This window comes from Microcoleus sp. N3A4 (assembly GCF_036701805.1).
Classification (GTDB): domain Bacteria; phylum Cyanobacteriota; class Cyanobacteriia; order Cyanobacteriales; family Microcoleaceae; genus Microcoleus.
The window spans coordinates 15559-29818 of sequence record NZ_JAUBRJ010000055.1; the positions used below are offsets into that span (position 1 = coordinate 15559).

Here is a 14260-nt window from a genome sequence, read left to right on the forward strand (position 1 = left end):
ATTGAAACAACAGATGAACGAGAAAAAACAACTAGGGGATTTAGCTGTCGGCGCAATCGGCCGCGTCATTGCCTATGAGAAAACAGCCAGAGGTTATAAAGGCAAATTGCTCGCAATGGGGCTGACACCTGGAACTGAATTTACCGTCACCAGGCACGCACCCCTAGGAGATCCCGTAGAAATCCTGGTACGGGGTTTTAAACTCAGTTTACGCAAAGATGAAGCCAAAACCCTATTTGTAGAAGAGGTTAAATAATGACTAAGCAAATTATTGGATTGGTGGGCAATCCTAACTGCGGCAAAACTACTTTGTTTAATGCCCTGACAGGTGCTAACCAAAGAGTAGGGAATTGGCCTGGAGTAACTGTCGAACGCAAAGAGGGAAAATACACTCACGATGGTTTAGCAATTACGATTGTTGACTTACCGGGAGTTTATTCTCTTGATGCGGAAGATGGAGATACTGGACTCGATGAATTGGTAGCGCGAGATTATTTGCTATCTGGGGAAGCTGACGTAATTATTAATATTGTTGATGCTTCTAATTTAGAGCGCAATTTGTATCTCACTACCCAAATTTTGGAGATGCGCGTACCGACAATTTTGGCGCTGAACATGATGGATGTTGCCAAAGAACGGGATTTCCGAATTAATGTCAATAAACTTGCAGAACGCCTCGGCTGTACGGTAGTGCCGATGAGTGCTTCCTCAAATGACGGAGTGCCTCTGTTGCGTGATGCGATTAATCGGGCGCTGTCTCAGCCGATCGTACCATCTGCCTATGTCGCTTATCCGGCTGCGATCGAAGATGCGATCGGCCAACTCATCCCGCACATCGAAAAACACAGCCCTAATCGCAACGTCGATGCCCGCTGGACAGCCCTGAAGCTGTTAGAATATCAGGATGAAGTCGCCCCCGAACTCGCCAGTACAGAACTCGAAAAAATCGTCGTTCCGCACCGCCGCCGAGTCCACGAAACCCTCGATGACGACCTCGATATTATCATCGCCGACAGCCGTTACACCTTCATCCGCAACCTAACCCAAGGCGTCGCCGAATGTTCTAGGGAAGTCAAAATCAACGTTTCCGACAAAATTGACCAAATTGTTCTCAACCGTTTCTTAGGCATTCCCGTATTCTTAGCGGTAATGTACCTAATGTTCACCATTTCGATTAACGTTGGTGCAGTGTTTATCGACTTTTTTGACATCGCCTTGGGGACAATTTTTGTAGATGGTTTCGCTAAACTTTTAGAAAGTATCAGCGCACCAGGATGGTTGATTGGAATTCTCGCAAAAGGTGCTGGTGGTGGCATTCAAACCACATCTACATTTATCCCCCAAATTGGGATGATGTTTTTGTGTTTGTCAGTTTTAGAAGACTCCGGCTATATGGCACGGGCTGCCTTTGTGATGGACAGATTAATGCGATTTGTCGGACTTCCCGGTAAATCTTTTGTACCGATGATGGTAGGTTTCGGCTGCAACATCCCCGGAATTATGGCGACGCGGACATTGGAAAATAAGCGCGATCGCATGATGACAATTATGATGAACCCATTCATGTCTTGTAGCGCCAGATTAGCAGTTTACGCCCTATTTTGCGGCGCATTCTTCCAAGTCGGCGGTCAAAACATGGTATTAGGACTTTACCTAATCGGAATTCTAGCCGCTGTTCTCACCGGACTAATCCTCAAGAATACCATCCTCCAAGGAGAAGCCGCGCCTTTTGTTATGGAATTGCCACCCTACCACATTCCCAAGCTCAAAGGAGTGCTGCTGCGTACTTGGGACAGGCTGAAAGCTTTTATCACAAAGGCCGGAATTGCGATCGTGATCATGGTGGTTATACTAGGATTCATGAGCTCAGTGGGCACCGACGGTTCCTTCGGCAAAGACAACAGCAAAGACTCAATTCTTAGTGCAGTCGGCCGCGCGGCAACACCTGTATTTACACCAATGGGAATCACCCAAGAAAACTGGCCCGCCACCGTCGGTTTGCTAACAGGAGTATTTGCCAAAGAAGTAATGGTTGGAACCTTAGATTCCTTGTACACCCAACTAGAAGACGAACAAAAAGCAGCAAGTGGAGAACCGGAGAAAGAAGAAGAATTTAGCTTCTGGGGAAATATCGGCAAAGCATTTTTCAGCATCCCAGAGAATCTAACAAAACTTCCCGGTCAACTTTTCGATCCCCTCGGCTTAAGTTCAGCCAATATTACCGATCAAAAACAAGCAGAAGAAGATCAAGGTATCTCTGGTAGCACCTACGGACAAATGTCCCAGCGGTTCCGTTCCAATCAAGCAGCTTTTGCTTATTTGCTGTTTGTATTGCTGTACTTTCCCTGCGTCTCCGCAACGGCCGCACTTTACCGTGAAACTAACTTAGGATGGACTGTATTCGCGGGTCTATGGACTACTGGTGTCGCCTATTTCACAGCAGTTGGATACTATCAAATAGCCACATTTTCAGAGCATCCAGACTCATCTCTGATTTGCATTGTCATACTAATCATAGCTATGGGCTTGACTCTTGTGGCATTAAAACTAGCTGGTGGAAAACGATCAAAACGACGGGAAGCAATTAGTCAGTAGTCAGTAGTCAGTAGTCAGTAGTCAGTAGTCAGTAGTTAGTAGTCAGTAGTCAACTATCCACTATCAACTATCCTCAGCGTTCATCTGCGGTTAAAAATCAAACTAAGGAGAAAAACCATGATTTTAAGCGAACTGCAAAAATTTATTGCTGACAACAATAGAGCCTCCATCGCGGATCTAAAAATCCACTTTCGGATGGATGGCGATGCTTTGCGCGGAATGTTAAATCGCCTAATTCGTAAAGGCAGAATTAGCAAAATGGCAGAAGCCAAAAAGTGCGGCGGATGCGGCAGTTGCGCCGACGATGCAACGGAGATTTATGTGTGGGTAAATCCTGGTGAGTCGGTGTCACCACAAGAGCAGGTTTCTGCAACTTGTCATTAAATGATATTAAGTTTGTAGTAAGGAGTTTAGTTTTTTTTACGAGACTCAGTTATATGGTGCGTCGCTCCCTGATTTTCAAAGACAACCAGATTGTTTCCGGCTACGCACCCGCTCGGTATCTACAAGAGCGCAAATTATACAATCTGGTATATCATTTTATTTAATAGCTGAACAGTCGTTACAACACTTCTGTTATCTCGAAAATTGTCCACGCTGTCCACAATATCCACAAAAGTTAATAAAACAGCCTTCTAGTTAAACGTCCTGGGATTGCTAACTCAGCATTTAGCACTGCCAATTTGGCTGTCGCGGGGTTTTTACGGTATCGGTATTATTGTAGCCGGATTTGCGATCGATCGCCAGCGCCGATCTGATGGAGTTGCGCTTGCTGCGCGCTGACATGAATCTGTTGATGACAATTTCGGTAATTGGTGCGGTGATTTTAGGCGATTGGTTTGAAGCGGCGTTAGCAGTTGCAGTTATTGCAGATACGGGAACGTCATTAATTGTGACTGCAAGTGGAATGCGGCTGTTTCGCTCCAAGTTGAATTAGCAAGTAGAACAACCTAAAAAAACAGAACACTCAGAGCCTCCCAGGCTTAAAGAAGTCCGGGCTCTCACAGAAAAGCGTTATAATACATTATCGAGAATCTAGAACTTCAAATCTAAAATTGCTTGGCGGCTGTGTAGGGATAGCCAAAAATTCAGTATTTCTTCGCCGACTTGTTCTGGATAGAAGTGGTGAAAGAAATGCCTGCCGTCTTGACATTCCCAAAGCCGATCGCCTTTTTTAATAAATTTCGACCAGCGGCGCATGACAACAGGAGATACCATAAAATCTGTTTTGCTGCTGCAGATCAACAAAGGTACTTCTACACCTTCATCGTGGGAATTACTAATCCTAAATAAGGAGTGAGGACAAGGAGAACAGGCTAAGTCATCCTCAAAATATGATATAAATCTTTGATTGATTATTTGATTTGGCAATCCCAGCATATCGCCAACCATTTGAGTCAAAACTTGTTTTCGGCTCCAGGAAAAAGCTGAAAGATGCGTATAGTAATGTGATTGCCAATTAATAGCAGATGGCAAACCGACAGCTAAAAGTCCCAAAGAACTTACTTTGTGAGGATAGCGGCGCGCATACATTAAACCAACTAATCCGCTGGTACTGTGGCCTATTAGATGAATTGGGCGATCGCGCAATGTTAAAAAATCGTGCAAAAGTTCAACAGCCATATCTAAAGAGCAAGCTTCGTCTTCAGTTTGTTGGTATTCCCATATTTGCACTGGTACAGAATCATTTAAGTAGGAAAGCAGCGAGCGATCGAAGAATTGTAAACTCGGGCTTACACTTAACCAAAGCACGTCTTCTGAACTAAATTTCATCTATTTTAAGTTGGAGATCGAGTTATTAACAATAATTTATCTGCTAGATTTTCGGGGCGGGTTGAGTGCGTAATTTTGATTGCCGAACATAATCTAATTACAAAACTCACCCTGCTACCGTTAAGTCTACAAGCTAAATTCTTTCTTGAGTTGAGATACCCAAGATTTGATGCGCGATTCCGTCAGATCGGATTGGTTGTCTTCATCAATAGCAAGACCTAAAAACTTGCCATTAACTACAGCTTTAGATTCATTAAAATCATAGCCATCTACCGGCCAATAACCGACTGTTTCGCCGCCCTGTTCCGAAATTTTTTCAGCCAGAATACCCATTGCATCCATAAAATTATCCGGGTAGCCTTCTTGGTCGCCAGTTCCCACATAAGCTACTTTTTTGCCGCTAAAATCAATATCATCAAGTTCGGCAAAAAAACCTTCCCAGTCGCTTTGCAGTTCGCCGATATTCCAAGTCGGACAAGCGATAATCAGACATTCGTATTCGGAAAAATCATCATTTTCAACGCTGCCGATCTCGTGCAAGGTCACGATATTGCCGCCAAATTCATCCCGAATCATTTCAGCTACCGACTCAGTTTTCCCAGTTGTAGTTCCGTAGAAAAGACCAATTGTTTTTGACATTTTTACTCCGAAGGTGAAATTTGGTAGTGCTTGAGAATTATTTTTTTTGAGTCAGGATTTGGCATTTCCTGCCTGCAATTCAGACAAAAACAGTAGACACGGTTGTGGCAAACCTGAGAAATTAGGGAGTCAAGGCAGCAAGGACACTGTTTTTTCATCGGGTTAAAGTTGAAAATTCATTAACCAAGCTGACTCGCTCATATCGGGGTCTGGTTCGCAGTCAATTAGTAACAAATTCAGGGTCGTTTGTACTTTTAGACTGCGCGGGATGCCGGCGGGTACAAACACAAATACTCCCGGTTTTAAAGTGACTGTTCGATCGCACACCGTGAGAGTTCCCACTCCTTCTAAGACGGCGAGGGTTACATCTTTGGAGTTATCGAGGTCAGGTATTTCGCAATTTCTACCCAAACTCATCAGTTTTTGGCTGTAGGCGGGTTGTCCGTCGCTAATTCGCGAGGCTGACGCGGAAACTATTGCTGCTGTCACGGTGATTGACCTCCAGGTACTGTTAACTTCCCGCAGTTATTGCAATTAATATTCAATAAGCTACCATGCAATTTAGATAAATTGTCAAGAGTCTAACATTAAGATTTGTTACAAAAGGCTGTCAAGCTAGGTGTCCGCTCAACGCGACCAGCCCCAAACTAAGACTGGGCGGTATTTTTGGGCGATCGAACTGCGAGGTGCGATGACTTGACGTTAAAAATATTTGGTAATGATTCGCAGTTAGTTCTTAAAATTAGGTTTGTAGTGCGATCGCGAATATAGCAATTCTCAATTACCCCCAATAGAGTAAGGATACGGCGCCGTCTCCCTACGGAATACGTGTATTGCACTCAACAGGCTAAGGTGCAACGCTGCGTGCGAACCCTACAAAATGCAATAGAGGCGGGTTTTAGCCGGATTTGTCGATCGCCAAAACCCGCCCCTCATGACAACAATCAACAATTAACCGACTAATTCTTCGCCCCTACGCCAACATACATAATCGACGTATCCTCATTAATTTTGATTTTAAACAAGCCAGACTTTTTGTAATCAAAATAGTTAGCAATATTAGAGATTAGCACTTGAGAAACTTGTTGGAAACTTTCCCGGGAAGGAAATAGCTGCTTTCCACTTGTAAAATTCCCCCAAAAACCGTGCATCTCGGCTAAAATAGCGCCCATTTCTCCAAACATATCAAAACCTTTAATTTCAATCTTGCCGAAACCCGTATCGCGCATTACCACAGACAGTTCCTCCGGGGTAATAAACTTGTCCCAATCGTGAACGCCCCGCTTAATTTCCTGCAATGTATTTTCCATCAGTCCAATCATCACAATTTGCGAGGAAAAAGTTCTGTTAATAGTATCAAAAAAGAACAGTCCCCCGGGCTTGAGAATCCTGTGAACCTCAGACACAACTTTTTTGTAATCGGCCACGTGTTCCAAAACATCCACGCAGATTACAACATCGAAGGTATTGTCAGCGTAGGGCATATTTTCGGCAAAACCCTGCCTGTAGTCAATCTCAAAACCGCTAGTAACTGCGTGATTTTGAGCTGCTACAATACATTTGTCCGATCGATCTATTCCAGAAACCACAGCGCCTCTCTCGGCCATAAACTCGCAAGAAAAGCCACCGCCGCACCCGACATCTAAGGTTTTCAGCCCTTGCCAATTAGTCGCGTGTCTGTCGAAAAACTCAAATCTGGGTTTATTTAGATGGTATAAGGCATAAATTTTTGCATTTTCGTCCCACCAATTATCGGCATTTTCCTCATAAAATTCTAAATCATTTTTTACTTCAGTTTTCTGCACGATTTTCTCAGTCCTGATTAGTGGAAAATATAGAGGGCTATTGAACTTTTGCTTGAATTTATAGGACTGACACCAAGAAACCCAATTTTTGTAAAAAATCCGAGGTTTCGTGACGAGTTCGCAGGCAGGAACCGGGTTTCTGAATCCGCGCATAAGTTCTATTTTCTCTAAAGTTGCGAATCGCCACAGTTGTTTATTATAATACTTTTGGCACAAATTTCAACGAAATGGATCGCGTTTCTATTATCATCCCAGCCCTCAACGAAGCGACTTGTCTGGAACGCACCCTCCGCCAACTCAGCATCCTCAATCCTCCGGCTTGGGAAGTTTTGGTGGTAGACGGCGGCAGTCAAGACGAAACAGCGGCGATCGCACTTTCCGCCGCCACCCGCGTTATTTCTAGCAGTACAGCCGGACGTTCCGTGCAAATGAATTTAGGTGCCCAAGTCGCCACCGGCGAAATTCTGTGCTTTCTCCACGCGGATACTTTAGTTCCCGACGACATGGTAGCAGTCATCCAGAAAACATTGTCCGATGCCGAAATTGCCGGCGGCGGGTTTATCTCTCTGATGGCTGGTTCGCAGCAAACAAGATGGGGTTTTTCTCTCCACAATTACCTGAAAACTTATTACGCGCCGCTGTTATTTCGACCTCATTTATTTTTCAAAGGATTGCGCCTGCTGTTTGGCGACCAAGTTATTTTTTGCCGCCGTACCGATTTTTGGGAATGCGCCGGTTTCGATGCTGCGCTGCCAATTATGGAGGAAGCAGATTTATGTTTAAAATTGGTGCGGCTGGGTAAAATTAAGTTAGTAAATAGGATAGTCGAAAGTAGCGATCGGCGAGTGGCGAATTGGGGCGAATTTAAAGCAACGGCTATCTATTTTTCGATTGGTTTTTTGTGGGGTTTTGGCGTTTCTCCCCGGTATCTCAAGCAGTTTTATGAAGACATCCGCTGAGACACAAAATTCGATTAAATTCCCAGAATGGACTGGCTGTATTTTGCAGGCAAAACTTTCTGTAACAGGTAAATAATCACCCAACAACCTAACAAAGTCCCGCCAACTAAAAAGCCGAGCTTCAGCAGCGGATTTACCGGGTCAATAAACTTATAAAACACTAACAACACATATTTCACTACTGTCGAATCCAGGAGATAGATAGGGAATGAATAAGCAGCCAATATTTTGATTAACCCAGATATTCTACTGGGAAGTGCTATACTCTTAGAAAATGCCAGGATCGACAATACGAAAAAAATTGCGTATCCTTGAGAAGATATTTTAAAAAACGATCGCAGAAACCATCCCTCCGAATTAACTTCACTTATCAGGTAATATTCCCAAATGCTTGCTATATAAAAGAGGATAGTTGCCACTAAAATTGGCATTTTTATGCGTTCGAGAACGGGTTGAATGCTGTCATACGATCGGCCCAAAAATAGACCTGTTGAAAATGGCAAAATCCAACTAAAAATCCAGCGCTCCATCAAAGGTAGAGGTATTGATATGTATTTGAGAGCGGTTAAGTAAAAGAATATTGTAAAAATTGTTTGAATTGTTAAGCCCAAAGCCAAAACTTTTCTGGGTTCTAAAACTCTGAATTTCACTAAGAGCCACCACCAGCCGTAGCATTGAACAATCACAACGATGAAGTAATAGGGAGGCATCACTGAGCCAGTCAGGATATCTCGGATTAATGAAAGTAAATCAAATTTTTTGAGATCCCCCAAATTATTTAAGATGTACAAAGCTATTGACCAAAACAGATAAGGGGGTATAATTTTTGACAGTCTTTTTTTGACTACGAGTGCGGGATTATTTTGATTTTCCAGTTTGTTGGTGAGAAAAAAACCGCTCAGCAGTAAAAATGCAGGTACGCAGAACAGTTGCAATGTATCGATCGCGACAAAGAGAATTCTGCGATCTTTAAATGCCAAGAACCCAGCATGAGTAATCACCACACTGACGATCGCTAAAGCTCGGATCAAATCAAATTCAGCGAACCGATTAGAAACTTTTTGCATTGTAAAAATTAGATTGCAAAAATTCGACTCTAATACTAATTCTCAACACTCATGCAACAGCAGCCTCCGGGTGCGTCGCTCTCAAAAATCCTCAATTCCGAGCGACAATCTCCCAGCGACGCACCGGTGCATACAGTCTTTCAGGAAACAAAGCCAACACTCATCATTGTTGCTTTCTGGAGGCGAGAATTGGTATAAGTAGAATTTTTTTGTCTGATGAGTTTTTACACTAGCACAAAATATTATATCTGCTCCTATGTTCACAAAACTTATCTCGGCAAAAATCAGTCACCGAGTGCTGGAATTGAGGAAGAAAGACTATAAAGACTATTCAAAAAAAAGTCTACCTAATTTAGGTAGACTTTTATAAATGTTCCATAAATTAGTTAACTGTTAGCTAACCGTTGGTGTGATGGATGTGCGACGCAGAAACACTATCCAACCGATCGCGCCCGTTGCGGATCACGCGCAGCATATCGCTCAGCTTGTGCTCGATATTATCGAGCACTTGGTCGGCATAATCGTCGGCTCCGTTTTGAATTTCCTCGCATTCAGCCATCGCCCTGACTCTCATCTCTTCCAATTCCTCTTGAGCCTGGTAGCGAATTTGTTCGACTTCCGCCAGCGTCGCCTGCTGAATTGCCTCGCAGTCGAGCAAAACTTGCTGCCGCAACTGATCTGCTTCTATCTTCGCCTGCTGGAGCAGGCCCATATCATTTAAAAGTTCTGCCGCTCGCTGTTCTGCTGCTTCTATCACTTCCTGAGCGTAAAGTTCCGCCTCTTGAAGCAAGTCGTCCTTGTGCCGGATGATCGTCTCGGCTTCCTGAAAGGCGATCGGCAAATTTAGCCTCACCAAGTCTAACTGATCGAGCAACTGTTCTTCATCCACCAGAGTGCGTCTGGTCATGGGAATTCGCGGACTGTCGAGAACAATTTCCTCAAGCCGGTTTAATTCCCGCTGGATGTCTACTCCTGCGGTTCGGGTGGGGTCTCCGAATACGGCTGTGTTCTGAGGTGATTCGTTCTCAGTGCGGAGGCCGGTACTGTCGGGTTCGATGCGAGTTGGTTCCTGCTGGCGTAACATTTGTAAATATCTAGGGCGACGTGTTTCGGAACAAGATGATCTACGGAGCCACCAAACTTGGCTATTTCTTTAACTACACTACTACTTAAAAAGCTGTACTCGTTAGAAGTTGCCAAAAAAACTGTTTCAATTTCGCCCAGAAGGGTTTTATTGGTGTGGGCCATCTGGAGTTCCATTTCAAAATCTGTTAGTACCCGGAGCCCCCGCAGCAGCACTTTGGCTTGTCGAATCTTAGCATAGTTTACTGTCAAACCCTCAAAACTGTCTACTTCTACGTTTGGCAAGTGTTGGGTAGAGCGCAGGATCTGCTCGATCCGTTCCTCTACGGTGAAGAGAGGAGTTTTGCTGGGGTTTCTGACTACGGTAACAATTACCCGATCGAACAGTTTGCAGCCCCGCTCGATAATGTCTGCGTGACCGAAGGTAATGGGGTCAAAGCTGCCTGGATAGATTGCAATCACGAGTTTGGCTCAACGGAGAGTGGAAGAGTGGGAGAGTGGAGGAGTGGGGGAATGGGAGAGTGGGTAGAGTGGGTAGAGTGGGAGAGTGGGGAGAGGGGGAGAGTGGGGAGAGGGGGAGAATTACGAAAATCTTCCTTGATTCTCCCGACAACTGACAACTAACAACTGTCAACTGTCAACTGTCAACTGTCAACTGACAACTGACTTCTACTTTTTCATGGAATGAGCTTTGTAAAAAGTTTCGAGGCTTTGCTTGTCGCCCACAAACCGCCAGTGCCAAGGCTCGTAACTGACGCCTTGGCGATTGTTTTTGGGGAAGGACATTTCAAAGCTGAAGGTGACGGCGTTGGCTTCTAGCCACTTGAATGTTTGGGTATTTTCAAAACTGGGACTGAGGTTGGTATCCGGGGCGTTGCCGTCGCCGATGTCGATCGCGTAACCGGTGTGGTGTTCGCTATAACCAGGAGGGGCACTGACTTCGGCTCGCTTGCTGGCGTTTTGCCTGCGTTCGGCTTTCACGTCAAAAAATACGTGCTGTTGGTCTTCCACGGAGCGAAAGCCGGATATGGGAGCGAAGTAGATGCCTGAAGCTGCTGCGGCGTTGGCCATTTCCTGATATTTTGCTGCTGCTGAGGTGCGGAGTTTGATGCTACCGTCGGAGGTGACGCCTACCAAGTCTTTGGCTGGTGCTTCTTGGTACGGCAAGTGTCCCAGCAGGTTGTCTGGGGTTGCGGCTGCGGTGCCGGCTTTTGAGTTGGTAGCTGGACTCGCGGCCGACCCAGACGCGGAACTCACCGGTGCTGGGTTTTGTTGAGTTTGCTCTGCCTGACTGGCTGGAAACAAGTTAAAGTTGAGGTGCAGCCAGATGCTGACCCCAAAGGCTAATGCGGCCAACCCTAGCAGTTTCCAAATCAGCCCTTTTTTCTTGGACTGACTCTGCCCTGCTTCTGGGTATGGGTGGTCTCGCACTGCTTCTGGAATTTCGTCGGCGACAAGCTCCGAGGCTTGCGGGGGTTTTCTCGACAGACTAGCGTTATCCAAGCCAGCTCCACTCCTGCACTTCAATAAGGCTCAACGTTACAAATTGTAGACCGATTTGGGCGATCGAACAGCTACAATTGCCGCTGAGTATATATCATCTCTTCCTGACTTTGCCCCGTGCCATCCGCCAACTCTCGAATCTGTTGCTTGGACGATCGCCGCACAGTCGATCGTCCATCCGAGGTCGAACTGGTTGGCATTGGTGGCGCTGGTTTATTTTAAGTGTAATTTGTTACAAATTGACAAAATCCAACAATTCTGCGCTCGACACATCAAACGTCCGCGCCAATTTTAGCAGAGCACCGATGTCAGCCATTGCCATACCGGGCGATCGGGCATAAGTTTTCAGCGTGCTGTAGTGAACGCCCGATCGAGTGGCAACCTCTGTCAGAGTCCAACCGTTCTCGGCAGCCAACTCTCGAATCCGCAACCTCACCAATCCCCTGCTTGACAAAGGGCAAGTATTGTGCATTTAAGTAATTAGATATTAAAGGGCGATCGTCCCCCGGCCTCAGAAACGGAAGAGCAATAACTTTTTTAGACAACCTCTCATTATATTTATTTTGTGGTGAAAGAGTGTATTCACGCTTTTTGAGTAGAGTTTGTTTAGCAAACCCCATAACTAATTTTATTCGTGAGTAGATCCATCTGGCATAATTGCACCAGTGAGTTTAGCATTTGCCAAGTCCGCTCCTCCTATTTTTGCACCAGTTAAGTTAGCGCCCGATAAGTCGGCAAAACTTAACTTTGCCGCGCGGATGTCTGCTGAGATTAGGTCAGCACCACGCAGTTTTGCACTGTTTAATTCAGCTTGACGCAAATCAGCTTCGGTTAAGTCTGCTGTAGTTAGATCCGCACTAACTAATCTTGCATCATTCAAGTTTACCTGGTTCAAATTAGCCCGACTCAAATTACAGGCGTCTAGACTTGCTCCCTGAAGTTTTGCCCCACTCAAATTCGCATCTCTCAAATTGGAATTATTCAATTTGGCCGATATCAAATTAGCACCTTGTAAATTGGCTCCCATCAAGTTAACACTGCTCAAGTCCCTACCAGTTAGATCGACATTTGGCAGCGATACATAAGGAGCAATTAAGTAAGCGCCCGCTTTCACGGGATCAAAATTAGTAGGAAATAAAGTTGCTTGATTGCAAATAGCTCCTTGAAGCTGAACTCCTTTGAGATTTGCTCGATCTAGGTTGGCTTCTAAAAGGTTAGAATTACTTAGATTTGCATTTGTCAAATCAGCATTTTTCAGGTCTACTTTCCTCAAGTATAGCCCGCTTAAGTTAGCTTCAGCGAGATTTGCAGTTGTGAATTTTGTTTGTTGATTGAGTTTAGCACCGCTGAGGTTTGCACCGTTCAAATCGGCTTCACTAAAATTTGCAGATTCTAGGTGAGCTAATCTTAAGCTTGCTTTGCTTAATTTGGCTTTCTCTAGTTTAGTTGATTGTAAATTAGCCTGAGCCAGGTTGGCATTGATTAAATTTGCCTGATGCAGATTGGCACTGGATAAATTAGCCTGAGAAAAGTTGGCATTTACCAAGTTGGTTTGATGCAGATTGGCACTGGATAAATTAGCCTGAGAAAGGTTGGCGTTGACTAAGTTTGCCTGATGCAGATTGGTGCTGGATAAATTTGTATTCGAGAGATTAGTCATTGATAAATTAGCCTGACTAAAATTTGTGCCATCAAAACGTGCATCCCTCATATCTGCTCCCTTCAAAATTGCCCCGCTAAGATTTACAGCCTGCCAAGTTGTACCAATCAAATTAGCTTTATTCAGATTAGCATTACTCAAATTAACACCAGAATTTAGACGCTTTCCGCTCAAATCAGCACCAGCTAAATTAATCCCAGTAAAATCTCTTTCTCCCTGAGTGCAACGCTCCCAAAACTCCTCAACGGCAACAACAGGTTCCAGAGATTCCTCAGACTCATCCTCCACATCCTCACAGCTATCCTCTAAAGCAATATATTCAGCCTCCACCGCCAATCCTTCCAAATAATCAGCTAGATCGATGGAATCAGAACTCGCTACAAACCGCCTTTCTATCTCCTCCTCATTTAATACTTCGCTGCTGTCAAATCGCTCAATTAATTGCTTGACAATTTGGCAGTCATTCGTGCGAATTCCCACTTCTTTTTCTGCACTTTGGTCGCTGTTAGTCAGCAAATTATGACTGCCCAACATGGCAAACCTAGAATCACAGACTAAAAACTTTTCGTGAGTTCCCAATAAAACGAGACAAAATTGCTCGGGATATTCGCTGGCTAATTCTTGCAAATCTGCCAAAGCATTGTAGCGCCATCCCTTGCCGATTTTCAGCCTGTCTCCCAGATAACCCCAGCCAATATTTATCAAACATCCTCGGTTCAAACACTCTCTAAATTTTTGCAGCAATTCATCATTAATGCTGTTACAATTGAGCCAAGGGCAAACAATAATCAGCCGCTCTTGAGCTAGTGATAAAGCTTCCATCAACACAGCACGACTGTTAGGACGATCGCATACTAACTGATACTGAAAGTCTGACTTTTGCTTTTCTGTCTGGGTGTCAAGCTCGATCGGTCGATCGGCAATGACAGACATATCCCCATTTCCCAAATCACACGGCTGTTGCAGGGAGGCAATTTCAGCAGTCAAACTTTCTAGCATTTGCGGTTCAGGGCGATCGTTAAATCGCTGTTCCTGTGCCTCTAACTGCCGCTTAAGTCTGGCTATATATTTTTTCAGAATAACTTGCTCTTCTTCAAGCTGCAATACTCTCGTGGCTATTGATACTAAATCTAGTTCGGTTTCTGACATAGTGCTACCCTAAAATAAAAAAAACTT

General features: G+C 44.6%; 17 protein-coding genes. 5 read left to right on the forward strand and 12 right to left on the reverse strand.

Translation table 11 applies throughout. From position 1 onward, the window contains the following. The first annotated feature begins 13 nt into the window (after positions 1-13). From QUA56_RS25845 to QUA56_RS25855, 3 genes are all read left to right on the forward strand, one after another. Positions 14-256, forward strand: a complete 243-nt coding sequence (locus QUA56_RS25845) for a FeoA family protein (protein WP_333363565.1) — start codon at positions 14-16, stop codon at positions 254-256. After that, the gene (gene feoB, locus QUA56_RS25850) at positions 256-2595 is read left to right on the forward strand and encodes a Fe(2+) transporter permease subunit FeoB (protein WP_333363568.1); all 2340 of its coding nucleotides are present in this window, start codon (positions 256-258) and stop codon (positions 2593-2595) included. Before QUA56_RS25845 ends, feoB begins: the two co-directional genes overlap by 1 nt. Before the next feature lie 117 nt (positions 2596-2712). Beyond that, positions 2713-2979, forward strand: coding sequence for a FeoC-like transcriptional regulator (locus QUA56_RS25855; RefSeq protein ID WP_333363571.1), 267 nt, complete (start codon positions 2713-2715; stop codon positions 2977-2979). A gap of 285 nt (positions 2980-3264) precedes the next feature. Here QUA56_RS25855 and QUA56_RS25860 read toward each other — a convergent pair whose 3' ends face one another. The 5 genes from QUA56_RS25860 to ubiG all read right to left on the reverse strand — a co-directional run bounded on the left by QUA56_RS25860 (position 3265) and on the right by ubiG (position 6812). Then, positions 3265-3522: a hypothetical protein gene (locus QUA56_RS25860; RefSeq protein WP_333363574.1), complete on the reverse strand. Its 258-nt coding sequence runs from the start codon at positions 3520-3522 to the stop codon at positions 3265-3267. Positions 3523-3630: 108 nt separating this feature from the next. After that, positions 3631-4368, reverse strand: coding sequence for an alpha/beta hydrolase (locus tag QUA56_RS25865; protein ID WP_333363577.1), 738 nt, complete (start codon positions 4366-4368; stop codon positions 3631-3633). A 126-nt stretch (positions 4369-4494) separates the two neighbouring features. Beyond that, a complete protein-coding gene (gene fldA, locus QUA56_RS25870) occupies positions 4495-5007 on the reverse strand; it encodes a flavodoxin FldA (protein WP_333363580.1) in 513 nt (170 codons plus the stop codon). Between the two features lie 162 nt (positions 5008-5169). After that, the gene (locus QUA56_RS25875; protein ID WP_333363583.1) at positions 5170-5496 is read right to left on the reverse strand and encodes a cupin domain-containing protein; all 327 of its coding nucleotides are present in this window, start codon (positions 5494-5496) and stop codon (positions 5170-5172) included. A gap of 470 nt (positions 5497-5966) precedes the next feature. Then, on the reverse strand, positions 5967-6812 hold the full coding sequence (ubiG, locus tag QUA56_RS25880; protein ID WP_333363586.1) for a bifunctional 2-polyprenyl-6-hydroxyphenol methylase/3-demethylubiquinol 3-O-methyltransferase UbiG: 846 nt from the start codon (positions 6810-6812) through the stop codon (positions 5967-5969). A 227-nt stretch (positions 6813-7039) separates the two neighbouring features. Here ubiG and QUA56_RS25885 point away from each other — a divergent pair, with 227 nt between their 5' ends. Then, positions 7040-7771 carry a TIGR04283 family arsenosugar biosynthesis glycosyltransferase gene (locus QUA56_RS25885; protein WP_333363588.1) on the forward strand — a complete coding sequence of 244 codons (732 nt, stop codon included), beginning with the start codon at positions 7040-7042 and terminating at the stop codon, positions 7769-7771. Between the two features lie 14 nt (positions 7772-7785). On the opposite strand, the gene QUA56_RS25890 is transcribed toward QUA56_RS25885, so the two are convergent. After that, positions 7786-8838 carry an acyltransferase gene (locus QUA56_RS25890; protein WP_333363591.1) on the reverse strand — a complete coding sequence of 351 codons (1053 nt, stop codon included), beginning with the start codon at positions 8836-8838 and terminating at the stop codon, positions 7786-7788. A 51-nt stretch (positions 8839-8889) separates the two neighbouring features. On the opposite strand from QUA56_RS25890, the gene QUA56_RS25895 reads away from it, so the two are divergent. After that, a complete protein-coding gene (locus QUA56_RS25895; RefSeq protein WP_333363592.1) occupies positions 8890-9036 on the forward strand; it encodes a hypothetical protein in 147 nt (48 codons plus the stop codon). 199 nt (positions 9037-9235) lie between these two features. Here the strand turns inward: QUA56_RS25895 and QUA56_RS25900 are convergent, their stop codons facing one another. The 6 genes from QUA56_RS25900 to QUA56_RS25925 all read right to left on the reverse strand — a co-directional run bounded on the left by QUA56_RS25900 (position 9236) and on the right by QUA56_RS25925 (position 14233). Further along, a complete protein-coding gene (locus QUA56_RS25900) occupies positions 9236-9922 on the reverse strand; it encodes a DivIVA domain-containing protein (RefSeq protein ID WP_333363595.1) in 687 nt (228 codons plus the stop codon). Beyond that, complete coding sequence (gene coaD / locus QUA56_RS25905) at positions 9805-10383, reverse strand: pantetheine-phosphate adenylyltransferase (RefSeq protein WP_333363597.1); 579 nt, start codon at positions 10381-10383, stop codon at positions 9805-9807. Before coaD ends, QUA56_RS25900 begins: the two co-directional genes overlap by 118 nt. Before the next feature lie 207 nt (positions 10384-10590). Continuing rightward, a complete protein-coding gene (locus tag QUA56_RS25910; protein ID WP_333363600.1) occupies positions 10591-11424 on the reverse strand; it encodes a M15 family metallopeptidase in 834 nt (277 codons plus the stop codon). A gap of 71 nt (positions 11425-11495) precedes the next feature. Continuing rightward, positions 11496-11624 (reverse strand): hypothetical protein, encoded by a 129-nt coding sequence (locus tag QUA56_RS25915; RefSeq protein WP_333363601.1) that lies wholly within the window; start codon positions 11622-11624, stop codon positions 11496-11498. Between the two features lie 32 nt (positions 11625-11656). Next, positions 11657-11896 carry a helix-turn-helix transcriptional regulator gene (locus QUA56_RS25920; protein ID WP_333363603.1) on the reverse strand — a complete coding sequence of 80 codons (240 nt, stop codon included), beginning with the start codon at positions 11894-11896 and terminating at the stop codon, positions 11657-11659. Between the two features lie 156 nt (positions 11897-12052). Next, positions 12053-14233 (reverse strand): pentapeptide repeat-containing protein, encoded by a 2181-nt coding sequence (locus QUA56_RS25925; protein WP_333363606.1) that lies wholly within the window; start codon positions 14231-14233, stop codon positions 12053-12055. Positions 14234-14260 lie beyond the last annotated feature (27 nt).

Excerpts from the sequence above, each read along its gene's own strand:
- QUA56_RS25845 (WP_333363565.1), top strand. The coding sequence starts at position 14 with ATGAACGAGAAAAAACAACTAGGGGATTTAGCTGTCGGCGCAATCGGC.
- feoB (WP_333363568.1), top strand. The coding sequence starts at position 256 with ATGACTAAGCAAATTATTGGATTGGTGGGCAATCCTAACTGCGGCAAA.
- QUA56_RS25855 (WP_333363571.1), top strand. The coding sequence starts at position 2,713 with ATGATTTTAAGCGAACTGCAAAAATTTATTGCTGACAACAATAGAGCC.
- QUA56_RS25865 (WP_333363577.1), bottom strand. The coding sequence starts at position 4,368 with ATGAAATTTAGTTCAGAAGACGTGCTTTGGTTAAGTGTAAGCCCGAGT.
- fldA (WP_333363580.1), bottom strand. The coding sequence starts at position 5,007 with ATGTCAAAAACAATTGGTCTTTTCTACGGAACTACAACTGGGAAAACT.
- QUA56_RS25885 (WP_333363588.1), top strand. The coding sequence starts at position 7,040 with ATGGATCGCGTTTCTATTATCATCCCAGCCCTCAACGAAGCGACTTGT.
- QUA56_RS25890 (WP_333363591.1), bottom strand. The coding sequence starts at position 8,838 with ATGCAAAAAGTTTCTAATCGGTTCGCTGAATTTGATTTGATCCGAGCT.
- QUA56_RS25895 (WP_333363592.1), top strand. The coding sequence starts at position 8,890 with ATGCAACAGCAGCCTCCGGGTGCGTCGCTCTCAAAAATCCTCAATTCC.
- QUA56_RS25900 (WP_333363595.1), bottom strand. The coding sequence starts at position 9,922 with ATGTTACGCCAGCAGGAACCAACTCGCATCGAACCCGACAGTACCGGC.
- QUA56_RS25915 (WP_333363601.1), bottom strand. The coding sequence starts at position 11,624 with ATGCCAACCAGTTCGACCTCGGATGGACGATCGACTGTGCGGCGATCG.
- QUA56_RS25920 (WP_333363603.1), bottom strand. The coding sequence starts at position 11,896 with ATGCACAATACTTGCCCTTTGTCAAGCAGGGGATTGGTGAGGTTGCGG.
- QUA56_RS25925 (WP_333363606.1), bottom strand. The coding sequence starts at position 14,233 with ATGTCAGAAACCGAACTAGATTTAGTATCAATAGCCACGAGAGTATTG.